General features: G+C 51.5%; 22 protein-coding genes. 14 read left to right on the top strand and 8 right to left on the bottom strand.

The window, feature by feature from the left end; all coding sequences use genetic code 11:
* Positions 1-348: 348 nt before the first annotated feature.
* The 8 genes from citC to rna all read left to right on the top strand — a co-directional run bounded on the left by citC (position 349) and on the right by rna (position 8,003).
* Positions 349-1,425: a [citrate (pro-3S)-lyase] ligase gene (citC, locus tag OGV94_RS16550; protein ID WP_047412710.1), complete on the top strand. Its 1,077-nt coding sequence runs from the start codon at positions 349-351 to the stop codon at positions 1,423-1,425.
* Positions 1,422-1,718 (top strand): citrate lyase acyl carrier protein, encoded by a 297-nt coding sequence (gene citD / locus OGV94_RS16545; RefSeq protein ID WP_003831276.1) that lies wholly within the window; start codon positions 1,422-1,424, stop codon positions 1,716-1,718. The genes citC and citD overlap by 4 nt, the downstream gene beginning before the upstream one ends.
* Positions 1,715-2,623: an aldolase/citrate lyase family protein gene (locus tag OGV94_RS16540; RefSeq protein ID WP_043015560.1), complete on the top strand. Its 909-nt coding sequence runs from the start codon at positions 1,715-1,717 to the stop codon at positions 2,621-2,623. Before citD ends, OGV94_RS16540 begins: the two co-directional genes overlap by 4 nt.
* A gap of 9 nt (positions 2,624-2,632) precedes the next feature.
* Positions 2,633-4,165 carry a citrate lyase subunit alpha gene (citF, locus tag OGV94_RS16535; RefSeq protein WP_100194089.1) on the top strand — a complete coding sequence of 511 codons (1,533 nt, stop codon included), beginning with the start codon at positions 2,633-2,635 and terminating at the stop codon, positions 4,163-4,165.
* Positions 4,166-4,168: 3 nt separating this feature from the next.
* On the top strand, positions 4,169-4,723 hold the full coding sequence (gene citX, locus OGV94_RS16530; protein ID WP_047412719.1) for a citrate lyase holo-[acyl-carrier protein] synthase: 555 nt from the start codon (positions 4,169-4,171) through the stop codon (positions 4,721-4,723).
* Entirely contained in the window at positions 4,692-5,597 is a 906-nt protein-coding gene (citG, locus tag OGV94_RS16525) for a triphosphoribosyl-dephospho-CoA synthase CitG (protein WP_043015557.1), read from the top strand. The genes citX and citG overlap by 32 nt, the downstream gene beginning before the upstream one ends.
* A gap of 25 nt (positions 5,598-5,622) precedes the next feature.
* Positions 5,623-7,086, top strand: a complete 1,464-nt coding sequence (gene citT / locus OGV94_RS16520) for a citrate/succinate antiporter CitT (RefSeq protein ID WP_043015556.1) — start codon at positions 5,623-5,625, stop codon at positions 7,084-7,086.
* A gap of 110 nt (positions 7,087-7,196) precedes the next feature.
* Complete coding sequence (gene rna, locus OGV94_RS16515) at positions 7,197-8,003, top strand: ribonuclease I (protein WP_043015555.1); 807 nt, start codon at positions 7,197-7,199, stop codon at positions 8,001-8,003.
* Between the two features lie 64 nt (positions 8,004-8,067).
* On the opposite strand, the gene OGV94_RS16510 is transcribed toward rna, so the two are convergent.
* Positions 8,068-8,898 carry an alpha/beta fold hydrolase gene (locus OGV94_RS16510; protein ID WP_043015554.1) on the bottom strand — a complete coding sequence of 277 codons (831 nt, stop codon included), beginning with the start codon at positions 8,896-8,898 and terminating at the stop codon, positions 8,068-8,070.
* Between the two features lie 275 nt (positions 8,899-9,173).
* Here OGV94_RS16510 and rnk point away from each other — a divergent pair, with 275 nt between their 5' ends.
* Together rnk and uspG are read left to right on the top strand one after the other, a co-directional pair.
* Positions 9,174-9,584 (top strand): nucleoside diphosphate kinase regulator, encoded by a 411-nt coding sequence (gene rnk / locus OGV94_RS16505; RefSeq protein ID WP_005120853.1) that lies wholly within the window; start codon positions 9,174-9,176, stop codon positions 9,582-9,584.
* A gap of 183 nt (positions 9,585-9,767) precedes the next feature.
* Complete coding sequence (uspG, locus tag OGV94_RS16500; RefSeq protein ID WP_003022101.1) at positions 9,768-10,196, top strand: universal stress protein UspG; 429 nt, start codon at positions 9,768-9,770, stop codon at positions 10,194-10,196.
* 69 nt (positions 10,197-10,265) lie between these two features.
* On the opposite strand, the gene OGV94_RS16495 is transcribed toward uspG, so the two are convergent.
* From OGV94_RS16495 to ahpC, 6 genes are all read right to left on the bottom strand, one after another.
* The gene (locus tag OGV94_RS16495; RefSeq protein WP_080625565.1) at positions 10,266-11,033 is read right to left on the bottom strand and encodes a dimethyl sulfoxide reductase anchor subunit family protein; all 768 of its coding nucleotides are present in this window, start codon (positions 11,031-11,033) and stop codon (positions 10,266-10,268) included.
* Positions 11,033-11,590, bottom strand: a complete 558-nt coding sequence (locus OGV94_RS16490; RefSeq protein ID WP_279273951.1) for a 4Fe-4S dicluster domain-containing protein — start codon at positions 11,588-11,590, stop codon at positions 11,033-11,035. The genes OGV94_RS16495 and OGV94_RS16490 overlap by 1 nt, the downstream gene beginning before the upstream one ends.
* Complete coding sequence (locus OGV94_RS16485; protein ID WP_047412742.1) at positions 11,587-13,863, bottom strand: molybdopterin-dependent oxidoreductase; 2,277 nt, start codon at positions 13,861-13,863, stop codon at positions 11,587-11,589. The genes OGV94_RS16490 and OGV94_RS16485 overlap by 4 nt, the downstream gene beginning before the upstream one ends.
* Positions 13,860-14,414, bottom strand: coding sequence for a TorD/DmsD family molecular chaperone (locus tag OGV94_RS16480; RefSeq protein ID WP_043015551.1), 555 nt, complete (start codon positions 14,412-14,414; stop codon positions 13,860-13,862). The genes OGV94_RS16485 and OGV94_RS16480 overlap by 4 nt, the downstream gene beginning before the upstream one ends.
* A gap of 223 nt (positions 14,415-14,637) precedes the next feature.
* On the bottom strand, positions 14,638-16,203 hold the full coding sequence (ahpF, locus tag OGV94_RS16475) for an alkyl hydroperoxide reductase subunit F (RefSeq protein WP_043015550.1): 1,566 nt from the start codon (positions 16,201-16,203) through the stop codon (positions 14,638-14,640).
* A 239-nt stretch (positions 16,204-16,442) separates the two neighbouring features.
* Complete coding sequence (gene ahpC / locus OGV94_RS16470; protein ID WP_004859485.1) at positions 16,443-17,006, bottom strand: alkyl hydroperoxide reductase subunit C; 564 nt, start codon at positions 17,004-17,006, stop codon at positions 16,443-16,445.
* A gap of 374 nt (positions 17,007-17,380) precedes the next feature.
* Here ahpC and dsbG point away from each other — a divergent pair, with 374 nt between their 5' ends.
* The 4 genes from dsbG (at position 17,381) to OGV94_RS16450 (ending at position 21,214) form a co-directional block, all read left to right on the top strand.
* Positions 17,381-18,127 (top strand): thiol:disulfide interchange protein DsbG, encoded by a 747-nt coding sequence (gene dsbG / locus OGV94_RS16465; protein WP_286523801.1) that lies wholly within the window; start codon positions 17,381-17,383, stop codon positions 18,125-18,127.
* 204 nt (positions 18,128-18,331) lie between these two features.
* The gene (citR, locus tag OGV94_RS16460) at positions 18,332-19,228 is read left to right on the top strand and encodes a DNA-binding transcriptional repressor CitR (protein WP_181633987.1); all 897 of its coding nucleotides are present in this window, start codon (positions 18,332-18,334) and stop codon (positions 19,226-19,228) included.
* Between the two features lie 160 nt (positions 19,229-19,388).
* Complete coding sequence (locus OGV94_RS16455) at positions 19,389-20,612, top strand: phosphoadenosine phosphosulfate reductase (RefSeq protein WP_043015547.1); 1,224 nt, start codon at positions 19,389-19,391, stop codon at positions 20,610-20,612.
* Complete coding sequence (locus OGV94_RS16450) at positions 20,597-21,214, top strand: IbrB-like domain-containing protein (RefSeq protein WP_043015546.1); 618 nt, start codon at positions 20,597-20,599, stop codon at positions 21,212-21,214. Before OGV94_RS16455 ends, OGV94_RS16450 begins: the two co-directional genes overlap by 16 nt.
* Here OGV94_RS16450 and OGV94_RS16445 read toward each other — a convergent pair whose 3' ends face one another.
* Complete coding sequence (locus OGV94_RS16445; protein WP_075145010.1) at positions 21,215-22,375, bottom strand: pyridoxal phosphate-dependent aminotransferase; 1,161 nt, start codon at positions 22,373-22,375, stop codon at positions 21,215-21,217.
* Between the last annotated feature and the right edge of the window lie 106 nt (positions 22,376-22,481).

The following is a 22,481-nucleotide window of genomic DNA, read 5'->3' as shown; positions in this document are numbered from 1 at the left end:
GTAGTTGTAATGAAAATGTTTTATTTACAAGTCACGGTATAAAACAGGATCGTTGCAGATTCCCCACCTTAAATCAATTAAACAAATTAAAACCACACGCTATTTCGGAGTTAAATTAATTAAAAAACTTAAAACCATAAAACACATTAAAACCTTCTAACTTATTGTGAAATAAATCAAAAATTACCTCCAAAATACTCCTTACGATGTATGCAGCAGGGGAAAAAAGAAATACGTCGTAATAAAAAAACACCCCCTTCAATTGCAAACAAAACGTTATCAGGTTGCTAAACAGGGCAACAAAAACAGAAACCCAGTAACAAATATAGCATCGGGGCTCTATTTACTATGTTCGGTAATAATATATTCACGCAAGTTAAACGCTCAGAAAATAAAAAGATGGCGGCTATCGCGCAATTTCTGAAAGAGAATGATTTGAGCGTTGATACCACCGTCGAAGTATTTATCACCGTTACCCGTGATGACCGCCTGATCGCCTGCGGCGGCATTGCCGGCAATATCATAAAATGCGTCGCCATCTGCGAATCCGTAAGGGGTGAAGGCTTAGCGCTGACGCTGGCGACCGAGTTAATCAACCTCGCCTATGAGCGCCACTGTACGCACCTCTTCATCTATACAAAAACCGAGTACGAGTCGCTGTTTAAGCAGTGTGGTTTTTCTACTCTGACCAGCGTCCCCGGCATTATGGTGCTCATGGAAAACAGCACCACACGTCTGAAACGCTATGCAGAATCACTGGCGAAACAGCGTCGTGAAGGGAAAAAAATTGGTTGTATCGTCATGAACGCCAACCCCTTCACCAACGGACACCGTTTTCTGATCCAACAGGCGGCCGCGCAATGCGACTGGCTGCATCTGTTTTTGGTGAAAGAAGATACCTCGCGTTTTCCGTATGAAGACCGACTGGATCTGGTGCTTAAAGGGACCAAAGACATTCCACGTTTAACCGTACATCGCGGTTCGGAATACATCATTTCCCGCGCCACGTTCCCGTGCTACTTCATCAAAGAGCAGAGCGTTATTAACCACTGCTACACCGAAATAGACCTGAAAATCTTCCGCCAGTATCTGGCCCCGGCTCTCGGCGTTACGCACCGCTTCGTCGGTACGGAGCCGTATTGCACCGTCACCTCCCAGTACAACAATGATATGCGCTACTGGCTGGAGACCCCAACGCTTCCCGCCCCACCGATTGAACTGGTGGAAATTGAGCGGCTGTGCTTCCAGGAGATGCCGATTTCCGCCTCCTGGGTGCGCAAGCTGCTGGTTAAAAAAGATCTCACGGCTATCGCATCCCTGGTCCCTGACGCCACGCTGCATTATCTGCAAAGCATGGTTGAGCGAGCCTCATCGGGTGCGGCAGTCCGCCAAAATACCCCCGCATTAGCAACAGGTGAAAAATGAAAATAAACCAGGCAGCCGTCGCAGGCACACTCGAGTCCGGTGATGTGATGATTCGCATCGCCCCGCTCGATTCGCAGGATATTGACCTGCAGGTTAACAGTAGCGTCGAAAAGCAGTTCGGTGATGCCATTCGGGCCACCATCCTGGACGTTCTGTCCCGCTACAACGTACGCGGCGTGCAATTAAATGTTGATGATAAAGGCGCACTGGACTGCATTTTACGTGCGCGACTGGAAGCACTACTGGCCCGCGCTGGCGGTATTCCGGCACTGCCATGGGAGGATTGCCAGTGATTAGCGAATCTTTGCAGCAACGTAAAACCCGTACCCGCCGCAGCATGCTGTTCGTACCGGGTGCCAATGCCGCCATGGTCAGCAACTCGTTCATCTACCCGGCAGATGCGCTGATGTTCGACCTCGAAGACTCCGTCGCGTTGCGCGAGAAAGATACTGCTCGTCGTATGGTGTACCACGCGCTGCAGCATCCGCTGTATCACGACGTTGAAACTATCGTGCGCGTAAACGCCCTCGACTCCGAATGGGGCATTAACGATCTCGAAGCCGTGGTACGTGGCGGCGCAGACATCGTGCGTTTACCGAAGACCGATACCGCGCAGGATGTTATCGACATCGAAAGCGAAATCCTGCGTATCGAGAAAGCCTGTGGCCGTGAACCCGGCAGCACTGGTCTGTTAGCCGCTATTGAATCGCCGTTAGGCATTACCCGTGCGGTAGAAATTGCCCACGCTTCCGAGCGCCTGATCGGTATTGCCCTGGGCGCGGAAGATTATGTGCGTAACCTGCGTACTGAACGCTCCCCGGAAGGGACTGAACTGCTGTTTGCCCGCTGCTCTATTTTGCAGGCGGCACGCTCTGCCGGCATTCAGGCGTTCGACACCGTGTATTCCGATGCCAACAACGAAGCAGGTTTCCTGCACGAAGCCTCACACATCAAGCAGTTGGGTTTTGACGGCAAGTCGCTCATCAACCCGCGCCAGATCGAACTACTGCACAACCTGTACGCCCCGACGCGTAAAGAGCTGGCTCACGCGCGCCTGGTGGTAGAAGCCGCTGAAGCCGCCGCTCGCGAAGGCCGTGGCGTAGTTTCCCTGAACGGCAAAATGGTCGACAGCCCGGTTATCGAGCGCGCCCTTCTGGTTATCTCCCGTGCAGAACTTTCCGGCATTCGCGAAGAATAAGGCAAAAAAATGACGCAGAAAATCGAACAGTCTCAACGCCAGGATCGCGTGGCGACCTGGAGCCGTCATGCAGAAAGTGAGCTTTCCGCTTATCAGAGCACCGCAAAAACAGAACTGCAGGCGCAAAAACCGCGCGACAAAAAGCTGTGCGCTAACCTGGAAGACGCCATTCGCCGTTCCGGTTTACAGGACGGCATGACCATCTCTTTTCACCACGCTTTCCGCGGCGGCGATCTGACGATTAACCTGGTGATGGACGCCATCGCCAGTATGGGCTTTAAAAATCTGACGCTGGCCTCCAGCTCCCTGAGCGACTGCCATGCTCCGCTGGTTGAGCACATCCGCCAGGGCGTGGTTAGCCGTATTTATACCTCCGGCCTGCGTGGTCCGCTGGCGGAAGAGATCTCACGTGGCCTGCTGGCCGAGCCGGTACAGATTCACTCCCACGGCGGCCGTGTACACCTGGTACAAAGCGGCGAACTCAGCATTGATGTGGCGTTCCTCGGCGTACCGTCCTGCGACCCGTTTGGCAACGCCAACGGTTATACCGGTAAAGCGTGCTGCGGCTCACTGGGCTATGCCCGCGTCGATGCCGAAAACGCGAAACAGGTTGTCCTGCTGACTGAACAGCTGCTGACCTATCCGCATAACCCGGCCAGCATTACACAAGATCAGGTGGATCTGATCGTGCAGATCGACCAGGTCGGCGATGCGGACAAAATCGGTGCCGATGCGACCCGCATGACCACCAACCCGCGTGAACTGTTAATCGCCCGAAGTGCGGCAGACGTCATTGCTAACTCCGGTTACTTCAATGAAGGCTTTTCACTGCAGACAGGAACCGGCGGCGCTTCTCTGGCCGTTACACGTTTCCTGGAAGACAAAATGCGCAGCCGCGATATCCGCGCTGACTTTGCGCTGGGCGGCATCACCGCGACCATCGTTGATCTGCACGAAAAAGGCCTGATCCGCAAACTGCTGGACGTACAGAGCTTTGACCGTAACGCGGCGGAGTCTCTGGCCCGCAACCCAAACCACATTGAGATCAGCGCTAACCAGTATGCCAACTGGGGCTCGAAAGGCGCATCTGTCGATCGTCTGGACGTCGTGGTGCTGAGCGCGCTGGAAGTTGATACCAGCTTCAACGTGAACGTACTGACCGGTTCTGACGGCGTACTGCGCGGCGCATCCGGTGGTCACTGCGATACCGCGGTTGCGGCTGCGCTTTCCATCATCGTCGCTCCGCTGGTTCGTGGGCGCATCCCGACGCTGGTTGATAACGTGCTGACCTGCGTAACGCCAGGCTCCAGTGTTGACATTCTGGTCACTGACCACGGTATCGCCGTTAACCCTGCGCGTCCGGAACTGGCAGAACGTCTGAAAGAAGCCGGTATGAAAGTGGTTTCCATTGAATGGCTGCGCGAACGCGCACAGCAGCTCACCGGTCAGCCACGCGCTATCGACTTTACCGACCGCGTGATTGCCGTTGTGCGTTACCGCGATGGCTCGGTGATTGACGTTGTGCATCAGGTGAAGGAATAAGCCATGCACCTGCTCCCTGAACACGCCACCCAACACGCGGTTTCTATTCCCGAGCTGCTCGCCAGCCGTGATGAGAGGCAAGCAAGGCAACATGCCTGGCTGACCCGCCACCACGCGGCGCTGGTCTCGTTTACCGTGGTCGCACCGGGTCCGATTAAAGACAGCGAATTAACTCGTCGCATCTTTAATCACGGCGTCACCGCCCTGCTCGCGCTGGCGGAAAAATCCGCCTGGATTATCAGGGAGCAAACGGCGCTGGTTTCTGCCAGCGGTCCGGAAGGTCTTTTGTCTGTTGAGGCTCCGGCCCACGACCTCAAGCTCGCCACGATTGAACTTGAGCATTCACACCCGCTGGGACGGTTATGGGACATCGATGTCCTGACCCCTGAGGGGGAAATTCTGTCCCGGCGTCATTTCGCACTCCCTGCCCGCCGCTGTCTGTTGTGCGAGCAAAGTGCTGCCGACTGTGCGCGGGGTAAAACCCACGCGCTTTCCGACTTACTTTCTCAGATGGAGGCACTGCTGCATGATGCCGATTCCCGCAACATCAACCAATAACGCTGTCCTTCCTCTGGATCTGCCTGATGCTTACGCAACGCTTGCGTGGCGGGCTATGTTGACTGAAGTCAACCTGTCGCCCAAACCCGGTCTGGTGGATCGTATTAACAACGGCGCGCATAAAGATATGGCGCTGGAAGATTTTCATCGCAGTGCTGAAGCGATTCAGGCATGGCTACCACGTTTTATTGAATATGGGGCGTTTAGCGCGCAGCTGTCGCCTGAAGATGTGCTGAAAGGACTGCGTCCGCTGGGCATGGCCTGCGAAGCCGATATGTTTCGCGCCACCGCCGGGGTAAACACCCATAAAGGGAGCATCTTTTCACTGGGGCTGCTGTGCGCCGCCATTGGCCGCCTACACCAGCTCCAACTGACTGTCACCGCTGAAACCATTTGCTCTACGGCAGCAACATTTTGCCGTGGCCTGACCGAGCGCGAACTGCGCCAGAACAATCAACAACTCACGGCTGGCCAACGTCTTTATCAGCAATTGGGATTAACTGGCGCACGGGGCGAAGCCGAAGCGGGGTACCCGCTAGTCATCCAGCATGCCCTGCCGCACTACCGCGCACTGCTGACTCAGGGCCGCGACCCTGAACTGGCGTTACTCGACACATTATTGCTGCTGATGTCTATCAACGGCGACACCAACGTGGCTTCACGTGGCGGCGCAGAAGGTCTGCGTTGGCTACAGCAGCAGGCCACCTCCCTGTTGCAGCAAGGGGGAGTTCGCACCCCTGCCGATCTCGAATACCTGCGCCAGTTCGACCAACAGTGCATTGAACGCAACCTCAGTCCTGGAGGCTGCGCCGATCTGCTGATCGTCACCTGGTTCTTAGCTCAGATTTCACAAGTTCATCATTATCACAATTAAAGATCCTTTCCGGAGAATCACACACATGTCTTTAGCAAAAGATAAAATATGGAAGTTATTGGCCCCGCTGGTTGTAATGGGCGTCATGTTTCTTATCCCTGTACCCGATGGAATGCCCCCACAGGCCTGGCACTACTTTGCTGTATTTGTGGCGATGATCGTCGGTATGATCCTTGAGCCAATTCCGGCAACAGCGATCAGCTTTATCGCCGTCACGATCTGCGTTATCGGCAGCAACTATCTGCTGTTTGATGCTTCCGAACTGGCCGACCCGGCGTTTAAAGCGGGTAAGCAAGCGCTGAAATGGGGTCTGGCAGGCTTCTCCAGCACCACCGTGTGGTTGGTGTTCGGTGCGTTTATCTTCGCACTGGGTTATGAAGTCACCGGTCTGGGTCGTCGTATCGCACTGTTCCTGGTGAAATTCATGGGTAAACGTACCCTGACGCTGGGCTATGCGATTGTTATCATCGACATTCTGCTGGCGCCGTTTACACCGTCCAACACCGCGCGTACCGGTGGCACCGTATTCCCGGTAATTAAAAACCTGCCGCCGCTGTTTAAGTCATTCCCGAACGATCCTTCCGCGCGCCGTATCGGTGGATATTTGATGTGGATGATGGTCATCAGTACCAGCCTGAGCTCCTCTATGTTCGTTACCGGCGCTGCGCCTAACGTGCTGGGTCTGGAATTCGTCAACAAAATTGCCGGTATTCAAATCAGTTGGCTGCAATGGTTCCTCAGCTTCCTGCCGGTGGGTATTATTTTGCTGATCGTTGCTCCGTGGCTGTCCTATGTTCTGTACAAGCCAGAAGTCACTCACAGTGCTGAAGTTGCCGCATGGGCCGGTGATGAACTGAAAACCATGGGTAAACTGACGCGCAAAGAGCTGACCCTGATCGGTCTGGTTCTGCTCAGCCTTGGTCTGTGGGTTTTCGGTGGTAAACTGATTGATGCAACCGCAGTAGGCCTGCTCGCCGTTTCCCTGATGCTGGCGCTGCACGTGGTACCGTGGAAAGACATTACCCGCTATAACAGCGCATGGAACACCCTGGTCAACCTCGCCACGCTGGTCGTTATGGCGAATGGTTTAACCCGTTCAGGCTTCATCGACTGGTTCGCCAACACCATGAGCACGCACCTGGAAGGCTTCTCGCCTAACGCGACCGTGATCGTTCTGGTGCTGGTGTTCTATTTTGCTCACTACCTGTTTGCCAGCCTTTCCGCACACACTGCCACCATGCTGCCGGTTATTCTGGCCGTCGGTAAAGGCATCCCGGGCGTTCCAATGGAACACCTGTGTATCCTGCTGGTACTGTCTATCGGTATCATGGGCTGTCTGACTCCGTATGCAACGGGCCCTGGCGTTATCATCTACGGCTGTGGTTATGTGAAGTCCAAAGACTACTGGCGTCTGGGTGCTATCTTCGGCGTTATCTACATCTCTATGCTTCTGCTGGTCGGCTGGCCGATTCTGGCAATGTGGAGCTAATCATCCTGGTTCACGCCTGATGAAAATGATGCCAGTCAGCTAAACCTGACTGGCATTTTTTATGATTAAATAGATGATATTCATAATTTATATAAGTATCCGAAATCATCATGACATCAACATGGCGTTATTCTTCGTTGCTGGCAGCACTCCTGCTGCCCGTTTCTGCGGCTCAGGCCGATGAACTTCTGGCAAAACAGTACGCTGATTTTGACAGCTACGTGCTGGCCCTCTCCTGGCAAACCGGATTTTGTCAGAGTCAACACGAGCGTAATCGTCAGGAGCCTGACGAATGTCGTCTGCAAAAAGAGAGCGCGAACAAAGCAGATTTCCTGACCGTTCACGGTTTATGGCCCAGCCTGCCAAAATCCATCGCCGCCCGTGGAGTAGACAACCGCCGCTGGATGCGCTTTGGCTGCGCGACTCGCCCTATTCCCAACCTGCCTGAAGCACGCGCCAGCCGTAAATGCGCGGCCCCCGAAACCGGGCTGTCGCTGGAAAGCGCGGCAAAACTCAGCGCCGTAATGCCCGGCGCAGGCGGGAGAACTTGTCTGGAACGTTACGAGTATGCCAAACATGGCGCCTGTTTCGGCTTTGATCCCGACGAGTATTTCGGCACGATGGTACGGCTGAATAACGAGGTTAAGAACAGTGACGCGGGCAAGTTCCTGGCGGAAAACTACGGCAAAACCGTCAGCCGTAGCGCATTTGACGCCGCCATCGCCAAAAGCTGGGGCCAAGAGAGCATCAAAGCCGTGAAGCTAAGCTGCCACGGCAATCCGGCGTATCTCACCGAGATCCAGTTGTCCCTGAAGGCCGACACCATCAACCAGACGTTATCCCCACAGTCATTCTTACCGCAGCCGCATCCGGGTAACTGCGGTAAACAGTTTATTATCGATAAAGTGGGATACTGAAACTCGCGACCGGGCATAACGCTGACCCCCATCGGGCGGATCAGCGTTATACGTTCTCAAAAGATTACGATTGAATAAAGTTGAGCAGATCGCCGTTGATCTGTTGTTTATGGGTGGTGCAAATACCATGCGAGCCGCCGACATACACCTTCAGCTGTGAGTCCGGCAGTATTTCCGCCGCGACCTTTCCGCAGGTTTCAAACGGGACAATCTGATCGTCATCACCGTGGATAACCAGCGTCGGAATGGTCATTTTTTTGAGGTCCTCACGCAGGTCGGTTTCTGAAAACGCGTGAATACAGTCGTACAACGCTTTGATGGAACCTTGTAAGCCCTGTTCAACAAAGCTTTCGCGAACGGCTTTTGACTCGTTCGCACCCGGGCGGTTGTAGCCATAGAATGCTGCGGTCAGTTCATAGAAAAAGGCAGCGCGATCGTTTATCACCCCTTCACGGATGCCATCAAACACCTCTTTCGGCACGCCATTTGGATTAAAGTCGGTCTTGATCATAATGGGCGTCACCGCGCCGATTAACACCGCTTTTGCCACCCGCTGCGTTCCATGGCGACCTATGTAGCGCGCCACTTCCCCACCGCCGGTAGAGTGTCCGACATGAACAGCATCTTTAAGATTGAGATGCGCGGTCAGTTCAGCCAGATCGTCAGCATACTGATCCATATTGTGGCCATCCCAGGGTTGGGCCGAACGCCCATGGCCGCGCCTGTCATGGGCGATTACACGAAATCCTTTCGACCCGAGGAACAGCATCTGATCTTCAAACGCATCTGCCGTCAACGGCCAACCATGGCTGAAGACGATAGGCTGTCCACTTCCCCAGTCTTTAAAATGCAAATAGCTGCCGTCTTTCAAGGTAAGTTTGTCGTACTCGCTCATGAGATCTCCTGTCGCGGAACACTGAGTTGTTTGACGCGCCCGTAGCGAGCGCTTAAAAAGCATAATGCAAATTGGAGAACGATCACGTTTTTCGGCTAAAATCACACTATATGCGACAAAATTGATGATTTACCTGAATGTGAACTAAATCACTTCAAACATGGGGTAAGTCTCAGTATCATCATAAAAGCTAAACCCTTGCCGCCTGACGGTGAGGGTTTTCTTTTGGGATTATTTACCTGCGCACCCGCAGTTTCGACGACATGGAGTAATAAATGTCCAGACCAACTATCATCATTAACGACCTCGATGCGGAACGCATTGACCGCCTGTTGGAGCAACCTGCGTTTGCTGGTTTACCGATTGCCGACGCCCTGAACGCCGAGCTGGATCGTGCCCAAATGTGTTCTCCAGAAACCATGCCGCACGATGTCGTAACCATGAACAGCCGCGTGAAATTCCGCAATCTGAGTGATGGCGAAGTCCGTGTGCGTACCCTGGTGTATCCGGCCAATATGACTGACAGCAGCACACAGCTTTCGGTAATGGCTCCTGTCGGCGCTGCACTTCTGGGCCTGCGCGTTGGCGACACTATTCACTGGGAACTGCCTGGCGGGACCTCAACGCACCTCGAAGTCATCGAGCTTGAGTACCAGCCTGAAGCTGCAGGCGACTACCTGCGCTAACTCTGTCTTATCAAAGCCACGCGCTTTATCTTACAGGGGATGCATCCGCATCCTCTTTCCGGTTAGATTTCCCTGCTCCTCGCTTTCTTTCCTGTTCGCAAAACATAAATCTGTGTCGTGACTGACAGAATCATTTTTAATACTATGCTGTTATGTGTTCATGTAATGACAAGGAGAATGTTTATGTACAACACAATCATAATGCCTGTTGATGTATTCGAAATGGAACTGAGCGACAAGGCTATTCGCCATGCAGAATTTCTGGCCCAGGATAAAGGGGTTATCCATCTGCTGCATGTGCTGCCAGGCTCAGCGAGCTTAAGCCTGCACCGCTTTGCGGCCGATGTCCGTCGTTTTGAAGAGCATCTGCAACACGAAGCGGAAACCCGTCTGCAAACGATGGTTGGTCACTTCAGCATCGATCCTTCCCGTATTAAACAACACGTCCGCTTTGGCAGCGTCCGTGACGTGGTCAACGAGTTGGGTGAAGAGTTGAATGCGGATGTGGTCGTCATTGGATCGCGTAACCCATCAATCAGCACCCATCTGCTCGGCTCAAATGCTTCCAGCGTAGTTCGCCACGCGACGCTGCCGGTGCTGGTCGTGCGTTAACAGCCTCACCGTTACTAAAGAAAACCCCTGCCAGGTTAACGCCTGACAGGGGTTTTTATTACCTCACGATCAGTACAAATGACCGATATTGACGATAGTGCTGACCGTATCGCCAAAGAACGTCAGACGACTCAGGAATACGCCAACAAACAGCAGGACAAAGAGCGCTTTTGCACGACGCTCGCCCTGGCGGCTGAGCGCAAAGGCCACCGCCAGACACACCAGGCTTGCGAGATAAAGCGGCGACGTCAGCCAGGCATGCGCCGTCATCTGCATGATAGTGCCGCCGCTTAGCCAGATAACAGGCGCGGCAAACATAACCGCCATACAAACGATAATTCCCTGGCGCAATGCGGCAACGGCAGGCGCGAGGTTAAGCAGCGGAATCGCCGCGCAGCCCATCACCCACACCGTAATGAAAAACAGCAGCATTGTCAGACCGTTGGCGATCGCCACCATTGCCGGGGCGGCATAGGTCATCCCCTGAACCGCCACCAGTGCGATCCCGAGAACAGAAGCCAGAACCGCCGACACTTTATGCCCTTTTGCCAAAAACGTCACGCCCACCGCCGCGCCGTATAACGTTGCGCCGAGAATTTCACGGCTAAGCCAGGCGTGCTGCAGGTTGATCAGGGCGTTGTAAGCGCGATCCGGATGCGCAAGGTGCAATACCGCCGCCACGGAAGCAGCCGCCAGAATCAGCCCGCTAACCAACCAGTACAGGCGTTTGCTTTCCAGTTTTCCTTGCAACGCGCGCAGCGTCAGAATGAGCGTTATACCGACCGACATCTGGCTCAAGACGGTAAAAATAACCAGAGGAAGTTCATACTTTTCCATTACTTGCCCTCCGGTTGCTTCGGTTGACGCGCGAGGATAAAACGCGTGCCAGGATTAAGCTGCGGCATACGCGGGAATCCCGGCGGATACTGCACCGCATTGTCAGGTATCGGATCGACATCGAGGTCAATAAGCGTCAGCGCACCTACCGGACAGGCATTCACGCACGCCGGCTGCATGCCAACATCAAGACGCTCGTAGCACATGCTGCATTTTTCCGCTTTTTTCGTTTCTTCATTAAAGCGCGGCGCACCGTATGGACAGTTGCGGATACAGTTTTTGCATCCGATACAACGTTCCGGGTTATGCACGACAACGCCATCCTCACGTTTGGTGTACGCCTCTACCGGACAAGCTGCCAGGCAGGCCGGATTTTCGCAGTGGTTACAGGCCAGCGAGTAGAACGCTCGCTCCTCATGCGGATAAATTTCTTTATCCAGCGGGTAGACATAGCGCCAGAAACGTTCTGGCTCCAGCTGGTTAAAACTTTTACACGCCATCGCACAGCCACGGCAGCCGATGCACTTATCGCTATTAACTAAAAACGCGCGTCTCATGCCGCTGCTCCTTCATTTCCTGACAGAGTAATATCTACAAATTGACTGTGAATGGCCGCACCAGGTGCGCCTGTCGCCATTTTCCCCATATCGGCTGGCGTATCTTTAACCACATTCTGTACGTTGTAACTAAGCTTATTGAACCAGGACTCGTACATCACAAGAAAATCTTCCGGCACGTTGGTGGTGATTTTGGCGCGCAGCTCAACATGACCCGCCTCGTTGAAAACTTTGACGTGAGCGCCCTCTGTGATGCCCTTTTTCTGCGCAGCAAGCGGGTGGATATAGACAAAGGGTTCTGGCCAGAAAACCTGCATCCAGTCCAGATTGACAAACTGCGAGTGCAGACCGTACTGCAGGTGAGGTGTAAACAGGTGGAACGGCAGCGCTCCCTGCGCACCCGCTTTATATTCAGGCAAAGCCGTGTGACCGTTTTCCGCGCAGCGTTCTGATTTAAACTCATACTTGCCTGACGGCGTTTTGAATTTGCGATCGAACCAGGCCGCGCTGCTGACCATTTTTGCTTTGCGGGGTCCTTCCAGCAGGTCATTCCAGCCCGCTATGCCGAACTGTTTGCCCATTCCCTCATTGAATTCCTGATCCAACCAACGTTTAGCATCAAACTCCTGCGGGAAGGTACATGAACCGGGTTCCAGTTTATTGATGGTTTTGGACAACAGCGCCGCTATTTCAGGATCGCTCTTGCACTCATACAGCGGTTTAATAGCCGGTTCGTTGACGGATAACCAATAGTGCCAATAAGACGAAGAGACATCCCATTGCTCAAAAGTTGTTGTGACGGGCAGCACGATATCCGCATGCTGGACGGTTTCGTTGAAGAACTGGTCGACACAAACCACCATTTCCAGTTTATCAAACGCTTTGATCATCTTGTTGCGGTCGAAATCCTGAGCAAATGGGTTTTTAGAGGCCACCCACAGCATACGTACCGGCGGTTCACTGGCGTCGAGGATCCCCTGCGCCGTTTGGTTGATGTTCAGTGCACGATCGGAGTATTCGCTCTTCTCACCGCTATCGCTAACAAACTCGCCCACCGGACCACCAGCGCCTTTCATGCCGACAGAACCTGCAGGAGGCTTTTGCATCATTCCGTGGTAGTTATAGCCCCATGTCTGCAGATGGCCGTAGCGAGCGCCGCCGCCCTCAATACCAATATTGCCGGTCATCGCCACAAAGGCATCGATCGCACGTACGTTAGCGCCGCCGTTAACATGGCGCTGCATGCCGTAGCCAATCCACACGGTGGCAGGATTAACCGCCGTAAACTCTTCCGCCAACTGGCGAATCACATCCGCCGACAGACCGCAAATTTCAGCAGCCCACTCTACAGTCACACTGTTGCGTAGATACGCTTCGAATTCCGGGTATCCGTGGGAATAGTGAGTGACGAAATTCTGATCCACCAAACCTTTATCCACCAGGTGGCGCGCCATGCCCAGCGCCAGGGCGCCATCAGAGCCTGGACGAACACGTAAATAGAGATCGGCTTTCGCGGCGGTTTGCGTTAACAGCGGATCGATAACGACCACTTTTGCGCCTTTCTCCCGCGCCTGATAGATGTACTTCATGGTGTGCATAGAGCACCATGCCGGGTTAGCGCCCCAGATGATGATGTATTTTGCTTTAACAAAATCTTCCGGGTCGTTACACCACATGTCGCCCATGTCGTAGTTCTGGGCATCGATACCCGCTGGCCAGCAAGGCGTCCCGGCAAAACGGGTGGTGTAACCCAGCGAAGACATCATCCCTTCAACGGCATAGCCCATCACCCCAAGATTGCCTGAGTATTTTGACAGCGCCAGCCCAAGCATTGAGCCGTCTTTCTTTTTGATCTCCAGCATCTTGGTTGCAATGCGCTGCATTGCTTCGTCCCAGGAGATACGACGCCAGTTACCGCTGCCACGAACATCCTGAATCATCGGATATTTAATGCGATCCGGGCTATATACCCGGCGAGGATAAGTCAGACCTTTTACACACGGTGTTCCGTGCGTAAACGTTGACTCAGGCGCGCCTTCCACAAAGGTGATAACGTCATCCTTGACCCAGGTTTTCAGGCTACAGGTGTCATAGCAGTTACGCGGACAGGCGTTGCGAGAAATTTTGTAGGTTTTGGGGTTAAACGGAATGGGCGGTTGCGCCAATGCGCAGCGTGAAGTCAGCAATCCCCCAGGCAGGGCAGCCACTGTTCCAAGGGCAATTAAGCCTTTCAAAAATGAACGTCTGTTCAGAATTCCCGGTTCATTACTCATATTGATACTCTCGTGTTTAATTCATCAAGCCAAGAAGACAACCTTTCCGCGACGGTTTTCAGCGTGGCGGTCTGTGCATTTATATTTATTTTTTCTATATACTCGGGCACCCACATCGCTATATACTCAATTACATATCGAGTAAGGGCGACCTGGTATTCTGCTGATGTTCTGGCATTAGCCGATAATAAAACCGCTAATTCCAATACACAGGAAATATGATCATCCGGAATGTTATTTACATGACTTATAGACAAACCTATGTTTGCCATAAATTCCCGCATGCTCAGCGTTGATTTACCCATTACGAGGGCATCTTCTTCGAGATAAACCGAAGCGAATGGCGCGGCCTTTAGCGTCTGCGGCCCGACAAATAGCGCATTGAAGTCATACTCCGCTTCCAGCCACTCCTGCTCTGTTAGCAGCGAGGCATTTGTATCCAAAGCTGAATAAGCCGCTTTCAGCGTGTGACTATCGTGAGAAATAAAAAAATCACGCAACAACAACCCTGTCGATTCAAAGATCGTCAGGGTTTCATATATTTCACCCATGAATTAACCAACCATTTATTCATACAACAAATGAAAACATAATGCAGGTTAATATAATAAAGAAAACGTCTAATCTTTCTTTGATAAAACTAATGATCAGACTAATTAAGTGAATGTTTTATGCGGTTAATTGTTTCAAGAATTGACAATATGAGAGCGCGGAAATAAAAAACCGCCAGCGGATGACTGGCGGTTTTGAGATTGCAGGTGAGTCTTACTTTTTTTATGCTACTGTCGTGCGAATCAGATAATCAAACGAACTCAACGAGGCCTTCGCGCCTTCACCGGTCGCGATGATGATCTGCTTATACGGTACGGTGGTGCAGTCACCGGCGGCGAAAACGCCCTTCACGCTGGTTTCACATTTGGCATCGATGATGATTTCACCCATGCGATTACGTTCAACGGCACCTTCCAGCCAGTTGGTGTTTGGCAACAGACCAATCTGTACAAAGATACCTGCCAGTTCCACGCTGTGAACATCGCCACTCACGCGGTCGCGATACTCCAGACCAGTGACTTTGCTGCCATCGCCTTTCACTTCTGTCGTTTGCGCATTCAGAATGATGTCGACGTTTTTCAGGCTGCGAAGCTTATTCTGCAGCACCTGATCAGCCTTCATTTCAGGAGCAAACTCCAGCAACGTCACATGTTCAACAATGCCTGCGAGGTCAATAGCTGCTTCAACACCAGAGTTACCGCCGCCAATCACCGCCACGCGCTTACCCTTAAACAGCGGGCCGTCGCAGTGCGGGCAGTAAGTTACGCCTTTGGTGCGATACTGATCTTCGCCCGGAACGTTCATGTTGCGCCATTTCGCGCCGGTGGCGATGATAATGCTGCGCGCTTTCAGCACCGCGCCGGATGCCGTTTCAATCTGGTGCAAACCGCCTTCCTGCGCCGCCGGAACCAGTTTGCTTGCGCTCTGGCTGTCGATCACATCAACATCATAATCATCAACGTGTGCTTTCAGCGCGCCCGCCAGTTTCTGGCCTTCGGTTTTCGGTACCGAGATGTAGTTTTCAATATCAACGGTATCAAGAACCTGACCGCCAAAGCGTTCGCCCATCAGACCGGTGCGAATACCTTTACGTGCAGAGTACACCGCCGCAGCCGCTCCCGCAGGACCGGAGCCAACAATCAGCACATCGTAGGCATCGCGCTTATTCAGCTCTTCGGCCGCACGTTTTTCTGCGCCAGTATCCACTTTCGCGACAATCTCAGTCAGCGTCATACGACCCTGGCCAAACTCTTTGCCGTTCATATATACCGCCGGAACGCCCATCACATTGCGATCGGTGATTTCGTTCTGGAATGTACCGCCGTCAATCGCCGTATGCTTGATGCGTGGGTTCAATACCGACATCAGGTTCAGCGCCTGTACCACATCCGGACAGTTATGGCAGGAGAGCGAATAATAGGTTTCAAATTCAAAATCACCGTCGAGATCGCGGATCTGCTCCAGCAGCGCCTGCGCCTCTTTTGACGGATGACCGCCAGTCCACAACAGCGCCAGTACCAGAGAGGTAAACTCATGGCCCAGCGGAGAACCGGCAAAGCGCGGCCCCTGGTGAGAACCGGGATTGGTAATCAGGAACGATGGCTTACGTACCGCCAGAGTATTGTCTTCTTTAAAGGTGACTTTTTCTGACAGTTCAGCAATTTCAGTCAGCAGTTCCTTGATTTCTGCCGATTTAGCGCTGTCATCCAGCGTAGCAATCAGCTCAACAGGTTTGGTCAGTTTCTCAAGGTAAGCCCTGAGCTGGGTTTTCATATTTGTGTCGAGCATTCTTCTTCCCTCTCTGAAAACATCATCATGCAAGCGGCCTCGTTCAGGCAGTCTGAATACGTTTGCATCATGGTGTTGGAATAAAACGGGCACGACGCACCCGCTTAAGAATTAATTCGCAAGAATTTCGTGTTACAGGCAGGCGGCAAGCTTATGAATCCCCGGGAGCTTACATAAGTAAGTGACCGGGGTGATTAAGCGTAGCCAACGCACCTGTAGCGCGAAAGGCGTAGCGAATTTTAGATTTTACCGACCAGGTCCAGAGATGGGGCTAACGTGGCTTCACCTTCTTTCCATTTTGCCGGGCAAACTTCACCTGGGTGAGAAGCGACGTACTGAGCCGCTTTGATTTTGCGCAGCAGGTCAGACGCATCACGGCCGATACCTTCAGCGGTAACTTCGATTGCCTGGATGATACCCTGCGGGTCAACAACGAAGGTTGCGCGGTCAGCCAGACCTTCATCTTCACGCATGTTGTCGAAGTTACGGGTCAGAGCGCCAGTCGGGTCGCCGATCATCGCGTATTTGATTTTCGCGATAGTGTCAGAGCTGCTGTGCCATGCTTTGTGGGTGAAGTGGGTGTCAGTAGATACGGAATACACATCTACGCCCAGTTTCTGCAGTTCTTCGTAATGGTCTGCAACGTCGCCCAGTTCGGTCGGGCATACGAAAGTGAAGTCAGCCGGGTAGAAGAAGAAGACGCTCCAGCGACCTTCGGTATCTTTCTCGGTTACTTCGATGAACTCACCGTTTTTGAACGCCTGGTTTTTGAAAGGTTTAATTTTGGTATTAATCAAAGACATCTGTACTTCCTCCGTGTTTTCGTTGAGAGATAAGTTAACGAAAATCTCTTCGCAGGGCTAATGCGTTTCCTTTATCAAATCAATAAGCGATAACTAACAACCCACTCAAACACATGTTGTGAACCTAAAGGTGAAAGTAAAAAAGGCCCCCTTTGCAGGGAGCCTCATTACCCGAGCTACCCGCAGGTAACGTCAGTGCCAGCAGGGCTGGCTATGTGTTGCGCTCTACATTACCTTAACAAAGGTCGTAACAGCGATTGGGATTACATCACCCAACTCAAGAAAGGGCAATCGACGAACAGTCGATCTTACCTATGGCTGCGATAGGTTTTGCAACTAAGTCCCCTTTCCTTCTGATTTTATAAGGAAAATCAATGTTTAAACGTACCTTACTGTTAACCCTGCTCCCTGCCGTGGTGCATGCCGAAGAACTGCCTGCTCCCGTTAAAGCTATTGAGAAACAGGGTATTACTATCCTGAAACCCTTCGACGCGCCGGGAGGAATGAAAGGCTATCTGGGAAAATACCAGGACATGGGGGTCACTATCTATGTCACGCCTGACGGTAAACATGCCATCTCCGGCTACATGTATAACGAAAAAGGCGAAAATCTCAGCAATGCGCTAATCGAAAAAGAGATCTATGCTCCTGCCGGACGAGAGATGTGGCAGCGAATGGAAAAAGCAGCATGGATTCTGGACGGGAAAAAAGAGGCCCCGGTCATCGTCTACGTGTTTGCCGATCCTTTCTGTCCCTATTGCAAACAGTTCTGGCAGCAGGCGCGTCCGTGGGTGGACGCCGGTAAAGTTCAGTTGCGTACATTATTGGTTGGCGTAATTAAACCTGAAAGTCCGGCCACCGCTGCTGCAATTCTGGCAGCCAAAGATCCGGCCAAAACCTGGCATGACTATGAGGTATCCGGTGGGAAAATGAAGCTGGAAATCCCGGCTTCGGTCCCTGCGGAGCAAATGAAGGTACTGAATATCAACCAAAAGTTGATGGATGATTTGGGGGCCAACGTAACGCCGGCAATCTATTACATGAGTAAAGACGATACGTTACAACAGGAAGTAGGCTTACCGGATAAAGAAAAATTAAACATTATCATGGGAAATAAATAAAGGTAACAAGATGAGTGATTGTTATCGTTCTCATTTCAATCACTCATTAGAATTAACTTTCCTGGTGAAAATTACGCAATCTGTGCTATTTTAGCTAAAGTTAATTATTCATTAAGCACAGAAACATAAATTTCAAGAATAACTAGCATTTAAACTATTCCATAATTGAATTTTTCAATACATTACCATCACAGGAAGGTATGCATGGCTAACCTCTATGACCTCAAAAAGTTCGATCTCAACCTGCTGGTTATATTTGAATGCATATATCAACATTTGAGCATCAGCAAAGCTGCAGAAACGTTGTACATCACACCATCAGCCGTAAGCCAGTCATTACAACGACTACGTACGCAGTTTAACGACCCTTTGTTTATTCGCTCCGGCAAAGGCATTACGCCTACGGTGACAGGAGCCAATCTTCATCAGCACCTTGAGCAGAATCTAAATAAACTGGAACAAACCATTAATATTATGCACGGTTCCAGTCTGAAAAATAAATTCGTAATCTACAGTCCACAAATCACCACCACGCTGGGCGTAACGGAATTAATAAACTCATTAAGAAAAAACTCCGATGTCGAAATAGAACACCACGATATATTAATGTCGACAGAAACCGCAGAAAATATTCTGGCGTACCGCAAGGCTGATCTAATCATCTCGACAGTACCTGTGCACAACCGCTCTATCGTATGTACCCTGTTTAAAACAGTTGAAAGTGTTTTAGTATGCAGCAGGAATCATCCCAGAATGGTTGAACACAGTACGCTTGAAGACATCATGCGCGAGCAGTTTACACTGTTTATCACAACTCAATCTGGCGTCCAGGAGCAACAGTCAGCAGCTAATAATCTCTTTCTCAACCGTAAAATAGGTTTTAGTAGTGATTCGTTGACTTCTATTACCAATATTATTGCCAGCACAGATATTATTGGTCTCCTTCCCAAAATAATATATGAGCAAAACGCGGTAGCGCTTAACCTGAAAGAGATCAGTGTTGATTTCAAATTACCGTCAGTTAAACTATTTTTAATGTATAATCGCTCCTCACTTAATAACAAATCATTTGCTGAGTACATTAAAACAATCACCCCATAGGTTCTGTAAATAACAATACAACAATATATATTTCTTATAAATTAGACGGCAATATTTAAACCGTGAATATGTTTAAGTATTGCATCCTGGTGAAATTAGCATATCTTATTGAAAGTATTTACTATAGCTGTAAATAATAAAATCTGGATATGGACTTGATATGTCTGTTTATAAAATACCACTGAATCAAAACGTTCTCGAAGCCGCACAGGAACGTATTGCCTGGACGCTTGAGGCTCTGCCACGCATTTGCGTTTCTTTCTCTGGGGGTAAAGATTCTGGGTTGATGTTACATCTGACGGCCATAAGTGCCCGCCAGTCAGGTAAAAAAATTGACGTGTTATTTATCGACTGGGAAGCCCAGTTTTCCTGCACTATCGACTATGTACAGGCGCTTCGCGAACGTTATTCCGATGTCATCGAACGTTTTTATTGGGTCGCATTACCGCTCACTACGCAAAATTCCCTCTCCCAATTTCAACCTGAATGGCAATGTTGGGAACCGGGCACGCCGTGGGTTCGCCAGCCTCCGGAAGATGCCATAACCGATCCTGAGTATTTCTCTTTTTACCAGCCCGGCATGACGTTTGAACAATTTGTTCGCGAGTTCGCTGACTGGTATTCAGAGAAACGACCAGCCGCGATGATGGTCGGGATCCGCGCCGATGAGTCATATAATCGTTTTGTCGCCATTGCTAATTCGCAAAAACAACGCTTTGCCGATGATAAGCCCTGGACCACCAGCGCCCCCGGCGGACATACCTGGTATATTTACCCACTTTATGACTGGAAAACCGCCGACATCTGGACCTGGTTTGCTAAAACCCAGTTGCCATGTAACCCCTTGTATAACCTGATGTATCAGGCCGGTGTTCCTACACGATATATGCGCATCTGCGAACCCTTTGGACCAGAGCAGCGTCAGGGACTTTGGCTCTACCATGTTATTGAGCCTGAACGCTGGGCGACAATGTGCGCGCGCGTCAGCGGCGTAAAAAGCGGCGGGATTTATGCAGGTCTCGATAACCATTTTTATGGTCATCGCAAAATATTGAAACCCGAACATTTAAGCTGGCAGGAATATGCCATGCTGCTGCTCAACAGCATGCCGGAAACGACCGCCGAACATTATCGCAATAAAATCGCCGTCTATTTGCAGTGGTATAAGAAAAAGGGCATGGAAAATATTCCGCAAACTCAGGAACGAGATATTGGCTCAGCGGATATTCCGTCGTGGCGGCGTATCTGTAAAGTCCTGCTGAATAACGACTACTGGTGTCGGGCGCTGTCATTCAGCCCAACAAAACCCAAAAACTACCAACGTTATAACGAACGCATGAAAACCAAACGCCAGGAATGGGGGATCTTATGCAACAACGATTAACTCAGGAACTCGTTGGCTTTCTTTCTGATCTGTCAGAAAAAGAGAGAATTGAAGCCATCAATGAATTCAGACAGGCGATACACAGCGTCAGTCCTTTTCGCGAAGAGCCTGTAGACTGCGTGCTGTGGGTTAAAAATGATCACATCTCACCCAATGACTACAATCCCAACAACGTTGCGCCACCGGAGAAAAAGCTGCTGCTGAAATCTCTGGAAGCTGACGGATTCACGCAACCCATCGTGGTGGTCCACTCCACGGCTGAAGAATACGAAATTGTCGATGGTTTCCACCGCCATGAACTAGGGAAAGCCAAAGCCTCGCTGCGCACAAGGCTAAAAGGATATTTGCCGGTCTCCTGTTTAGAACGTGAGCGTCATGAGCGTATGGCTGCGACCATCCGCCATAACCGCGCTCGCGGACGTCACCAAATTCATGCCATGTCCGAAATCGTCCGTGAATTATCATTGTTGGGCTGGAGTGAAGAAAAAATTGGCAAAGATCTCGGCATGGATAGTGACGAGGTTTTACGCCTGAAACAAATTAACGGCCTGCAAGAATTATTTGCCGACCGTCGCTTCTCCAAAGCCTGGACGGTTAAATAGCTACAGCGAAACCAGACGTTCGGCTGCCGCTATCAGCGTCGATTCCTGCTTGGCAAAACATAGGCGAATCAGCTTATGCGGGAAAGGATCGGCGCAGAAAACCGATAGCGGGATCGCCGCGACGCCCACTTCTTTGGTCAGCCACTGGCAAAACTCAACGTCGCCAAGCGTGGAGACGGCGCTGTAATCGACCAGCAGAAAATACGTGCCTTCACACGGCAGAATTTCCAGTCGGCTTTCACGCAGCGCATTTACCAGTACATCGCGTTTTTTCTGATAAAAGGCTGGCAACTCACGATAATGCGTTGGATCTTCGCGCAGCATATCCGCCAGCGCCAGCTGTGCCGGCGTATTGACGGAAAACGTCAGATACTGGTGTACCTTGCGCAATTCCGTGCTAATGGCGGCAGGCGCTACGCAGTAGCCGACTTTCCAGCCGGTCATATGATAAGTCTTACCAAACGATGAAACGGCAACGGCACGTTCACGCAGCTGCGGATGCGCCAGCACGCTGGCATGCCCCTGTCCGGCGAAGCAGATATGTTCATACACTTCATCGCTGATGACAAAAATATCGCGTTCTTTAATCGCCTGCCACAGGGCATCAAAATCAGCGTGATGCCACACGCTGGCGGAAGGGTTGTGCGGAGTGTTAAGGATCACCAGCCGGGTCCGTTCGCTAAGTAACGCGCTAAATTCCTGCCAGTCGACGCGAAAAGACGGCGGTTGCAGCGCGATGCGTTTGACCACGCCGCCGGATAATTCGATCGCGGGCGCATAGCTGTCGTAGCTCGGGTCAAAACAAATCACCTCATCGCCAGGCCGTACCAGTGCCGTAATCGCGGCGTACAATGCTTCTGTAGCCCCCGCAGTGACGGTCACTTCGCTATTCGCATCAGGTTTATAGCCGTACAGCTGCGCGGTTTTATCCGCAATAGCTTCGCGCAGCGGCTGTACGCCCGTCATCGGCGCATACTGGTTTGCGCCATGCGCGACGTGATACGCCAGACGTTCTTGTAAAAAGAGCGGACCATCAAAATCAGGAAATCCCTGCGAGAGGTTAATGGCCTGGTGCTGCTGCGCCAGCGCGCTCATTTGCGTGAAAATAGTGGTGCCCAGATTAGGCAGTTTGCTTTGCGGAATCAGCGGGTTATTACTCATTATAGTTATCCCAGCATGTGATGTTGTGGTTGAAGCCACTATAGCACGATGCTAGTATTTGGCAATCAAGACGTTCAGACGTCTAAATAAAAATAACCTGCCTGGA

It is taken from the genome of Citrobacter sp. Ce006, from assembly GCF_030336535.1.
Lineage (GTDB): Bacteria > Pseudomonadota > Gammaproteobacteria > Enterobacterales > Enterobacteriaceae > Citrobacter > Citrobacter europaeus.
The sequence above is the reverse complement of the archived record's forward strand: the minus strand, read 5'-3'. Positions and strand labels throughout refer to the sequence as shown.

Excerpts from the sequence above, each read along its gene's own strand:
- citC (WP_047412710.1), top strand. The coding sequence starts at position 349 with ATGTTCGGTAATAATATATTCACGCAAGTTAAACGCTCAGAAAATAAA.
- citD (WP_003831276.1), top strand. The coding sequence starts at position 1,422 with ATGAAAATAAACCAGGCAGCCGTCGCAGGCACACTCGAGTCCGGTGAT.
- citF (WP_100194089.1), top strand. The coding sequence starts at position 2,633 with ATGACGCAGAAAATCGAACAGTCTCAACGCCAGGATCGCGTGGCGACC.
- citX (WP_047412719.1), top strand. The coding sequence starts at position 4,169 with ATGCACCTGCTCCCTGAACACGCCACCCAACACGCGGTTTCTATTCCC.
- citG (WP_043015557.1), top strand. The coding sequence starts at position 4,692 with ATGATGCCGATTCCCGCAACATCAACCAATAACGCTGTCCTTCCTCTG.
- citT (WP_043015556.1), top strand. The coding sequence starts at position 5,623 with ATGTCTTTAGCAAAAGATAAAATATGGAAGTTATTGGCCCCGCTGGTT.
- rna (WP_043015555.1), top strand. The coding sequence starts at position 7,197 with ATGACATCAACATGGCGTTATTCTTCGTTGCTGGCAGCACTCCTGCTG.
- OGV94_RS16510 (WP_043015554.1), bottom strand. The coding sequence starts at position 8,898 with ATGAGCGAGTACGACAAACTTACCTTGAAAGACGGCAGCTATTTGCAT.
- rnk (WP_005120853.1), top strand. The coding sequence starts at position 9,174 with ATGTCCAGACCAACTATCATCATTAACGACCTCGATGCGGAACGCATT.
- uspG (WP_003022101.1), top strand. The coding sequence starts at position 9,768 with ATGTACAACACAATCATAATGCCTGTTGATGTATTCGAAATGGAACTG.
- OGV94_RS16495 (WP_080625565.1), bottom strand. The coding sequence starts at position 11,033 with ATGGAAAAGTATGAACTTCCTCTGGTTATTTTTACCGTCTTGAGCCAG.
- OGV94_RS16490 (WP_279273951.1), bottom strand. The coding sequence starts at position 11,590 with ATGAGACGCGCGTTTTTAGTTAATAGCGATAAGTGCATCGGCTGCCGT.
- OGV94_RS16485 (WP_047412742.1), bottom strand. The coding sequence starts at position 13,863 with ATGAGTAATGAACCGGGAATTCTGAACAGACGTTCATTTTTGAAAGGC.
- OGV94_RS16480 (WP_043015551.1), bottom strand. The coding sequence starts at position 14,414 with ATGGGTGAAATATATGAAACCCTGACGATCTTTGAATCGACAGGGTTG.
- ahpF (WP_043015550.1), bottom strand. The coding sequence starts at position 16,203 with ATGCTCGACACAAATATGAAAACCCAGCTCAGGGCTTACCTTGAGAAA.
- ahpC (WP_004859485.1), bottom strand. The coding sequence starts at position 17,006 with ATGTCTTTGATTAATACCAAAATTAAACCTTTCAAAAACCAGGCGTTC.
- dsbG (WP_286523801.1), top strand. The coding sequence starts at position 17,381 with ATGTTTAAACGTACCTTACTGTTAACCCTGCTCCCTGCCGTGGTGCAT.
- citR (WP_181633987.1), top strand. The coding sequence starts at position 18,332 with ATGGCTAACCTCTATGACCTCAAAAAGTTCGATCTCAACCTGCTGGTT.
- OGV94_RS16455 (WP_043015547.1), top strand. The coding sequence starts at position 19,389 with ATGTCTGTTTATAAAATACCACTGAATCAAAACGTTCTCGAAGCCGCA.
- OGV94_RS16450 (WP_043015546.1), top strand. The coding sequence starts at position 20,597 with ATGCAACAACGATTAACTCAGGAACTCGTTGGCTTTCTTTCTGATCTG.
- OGV94_RS16445 (WP_075145010.1), bottom strand. The coding sequence starts at position 22,375 with ATGAGTAATAACCCGCTGATTCCGCAAAGCAAACTGCCTAATCTGGGC.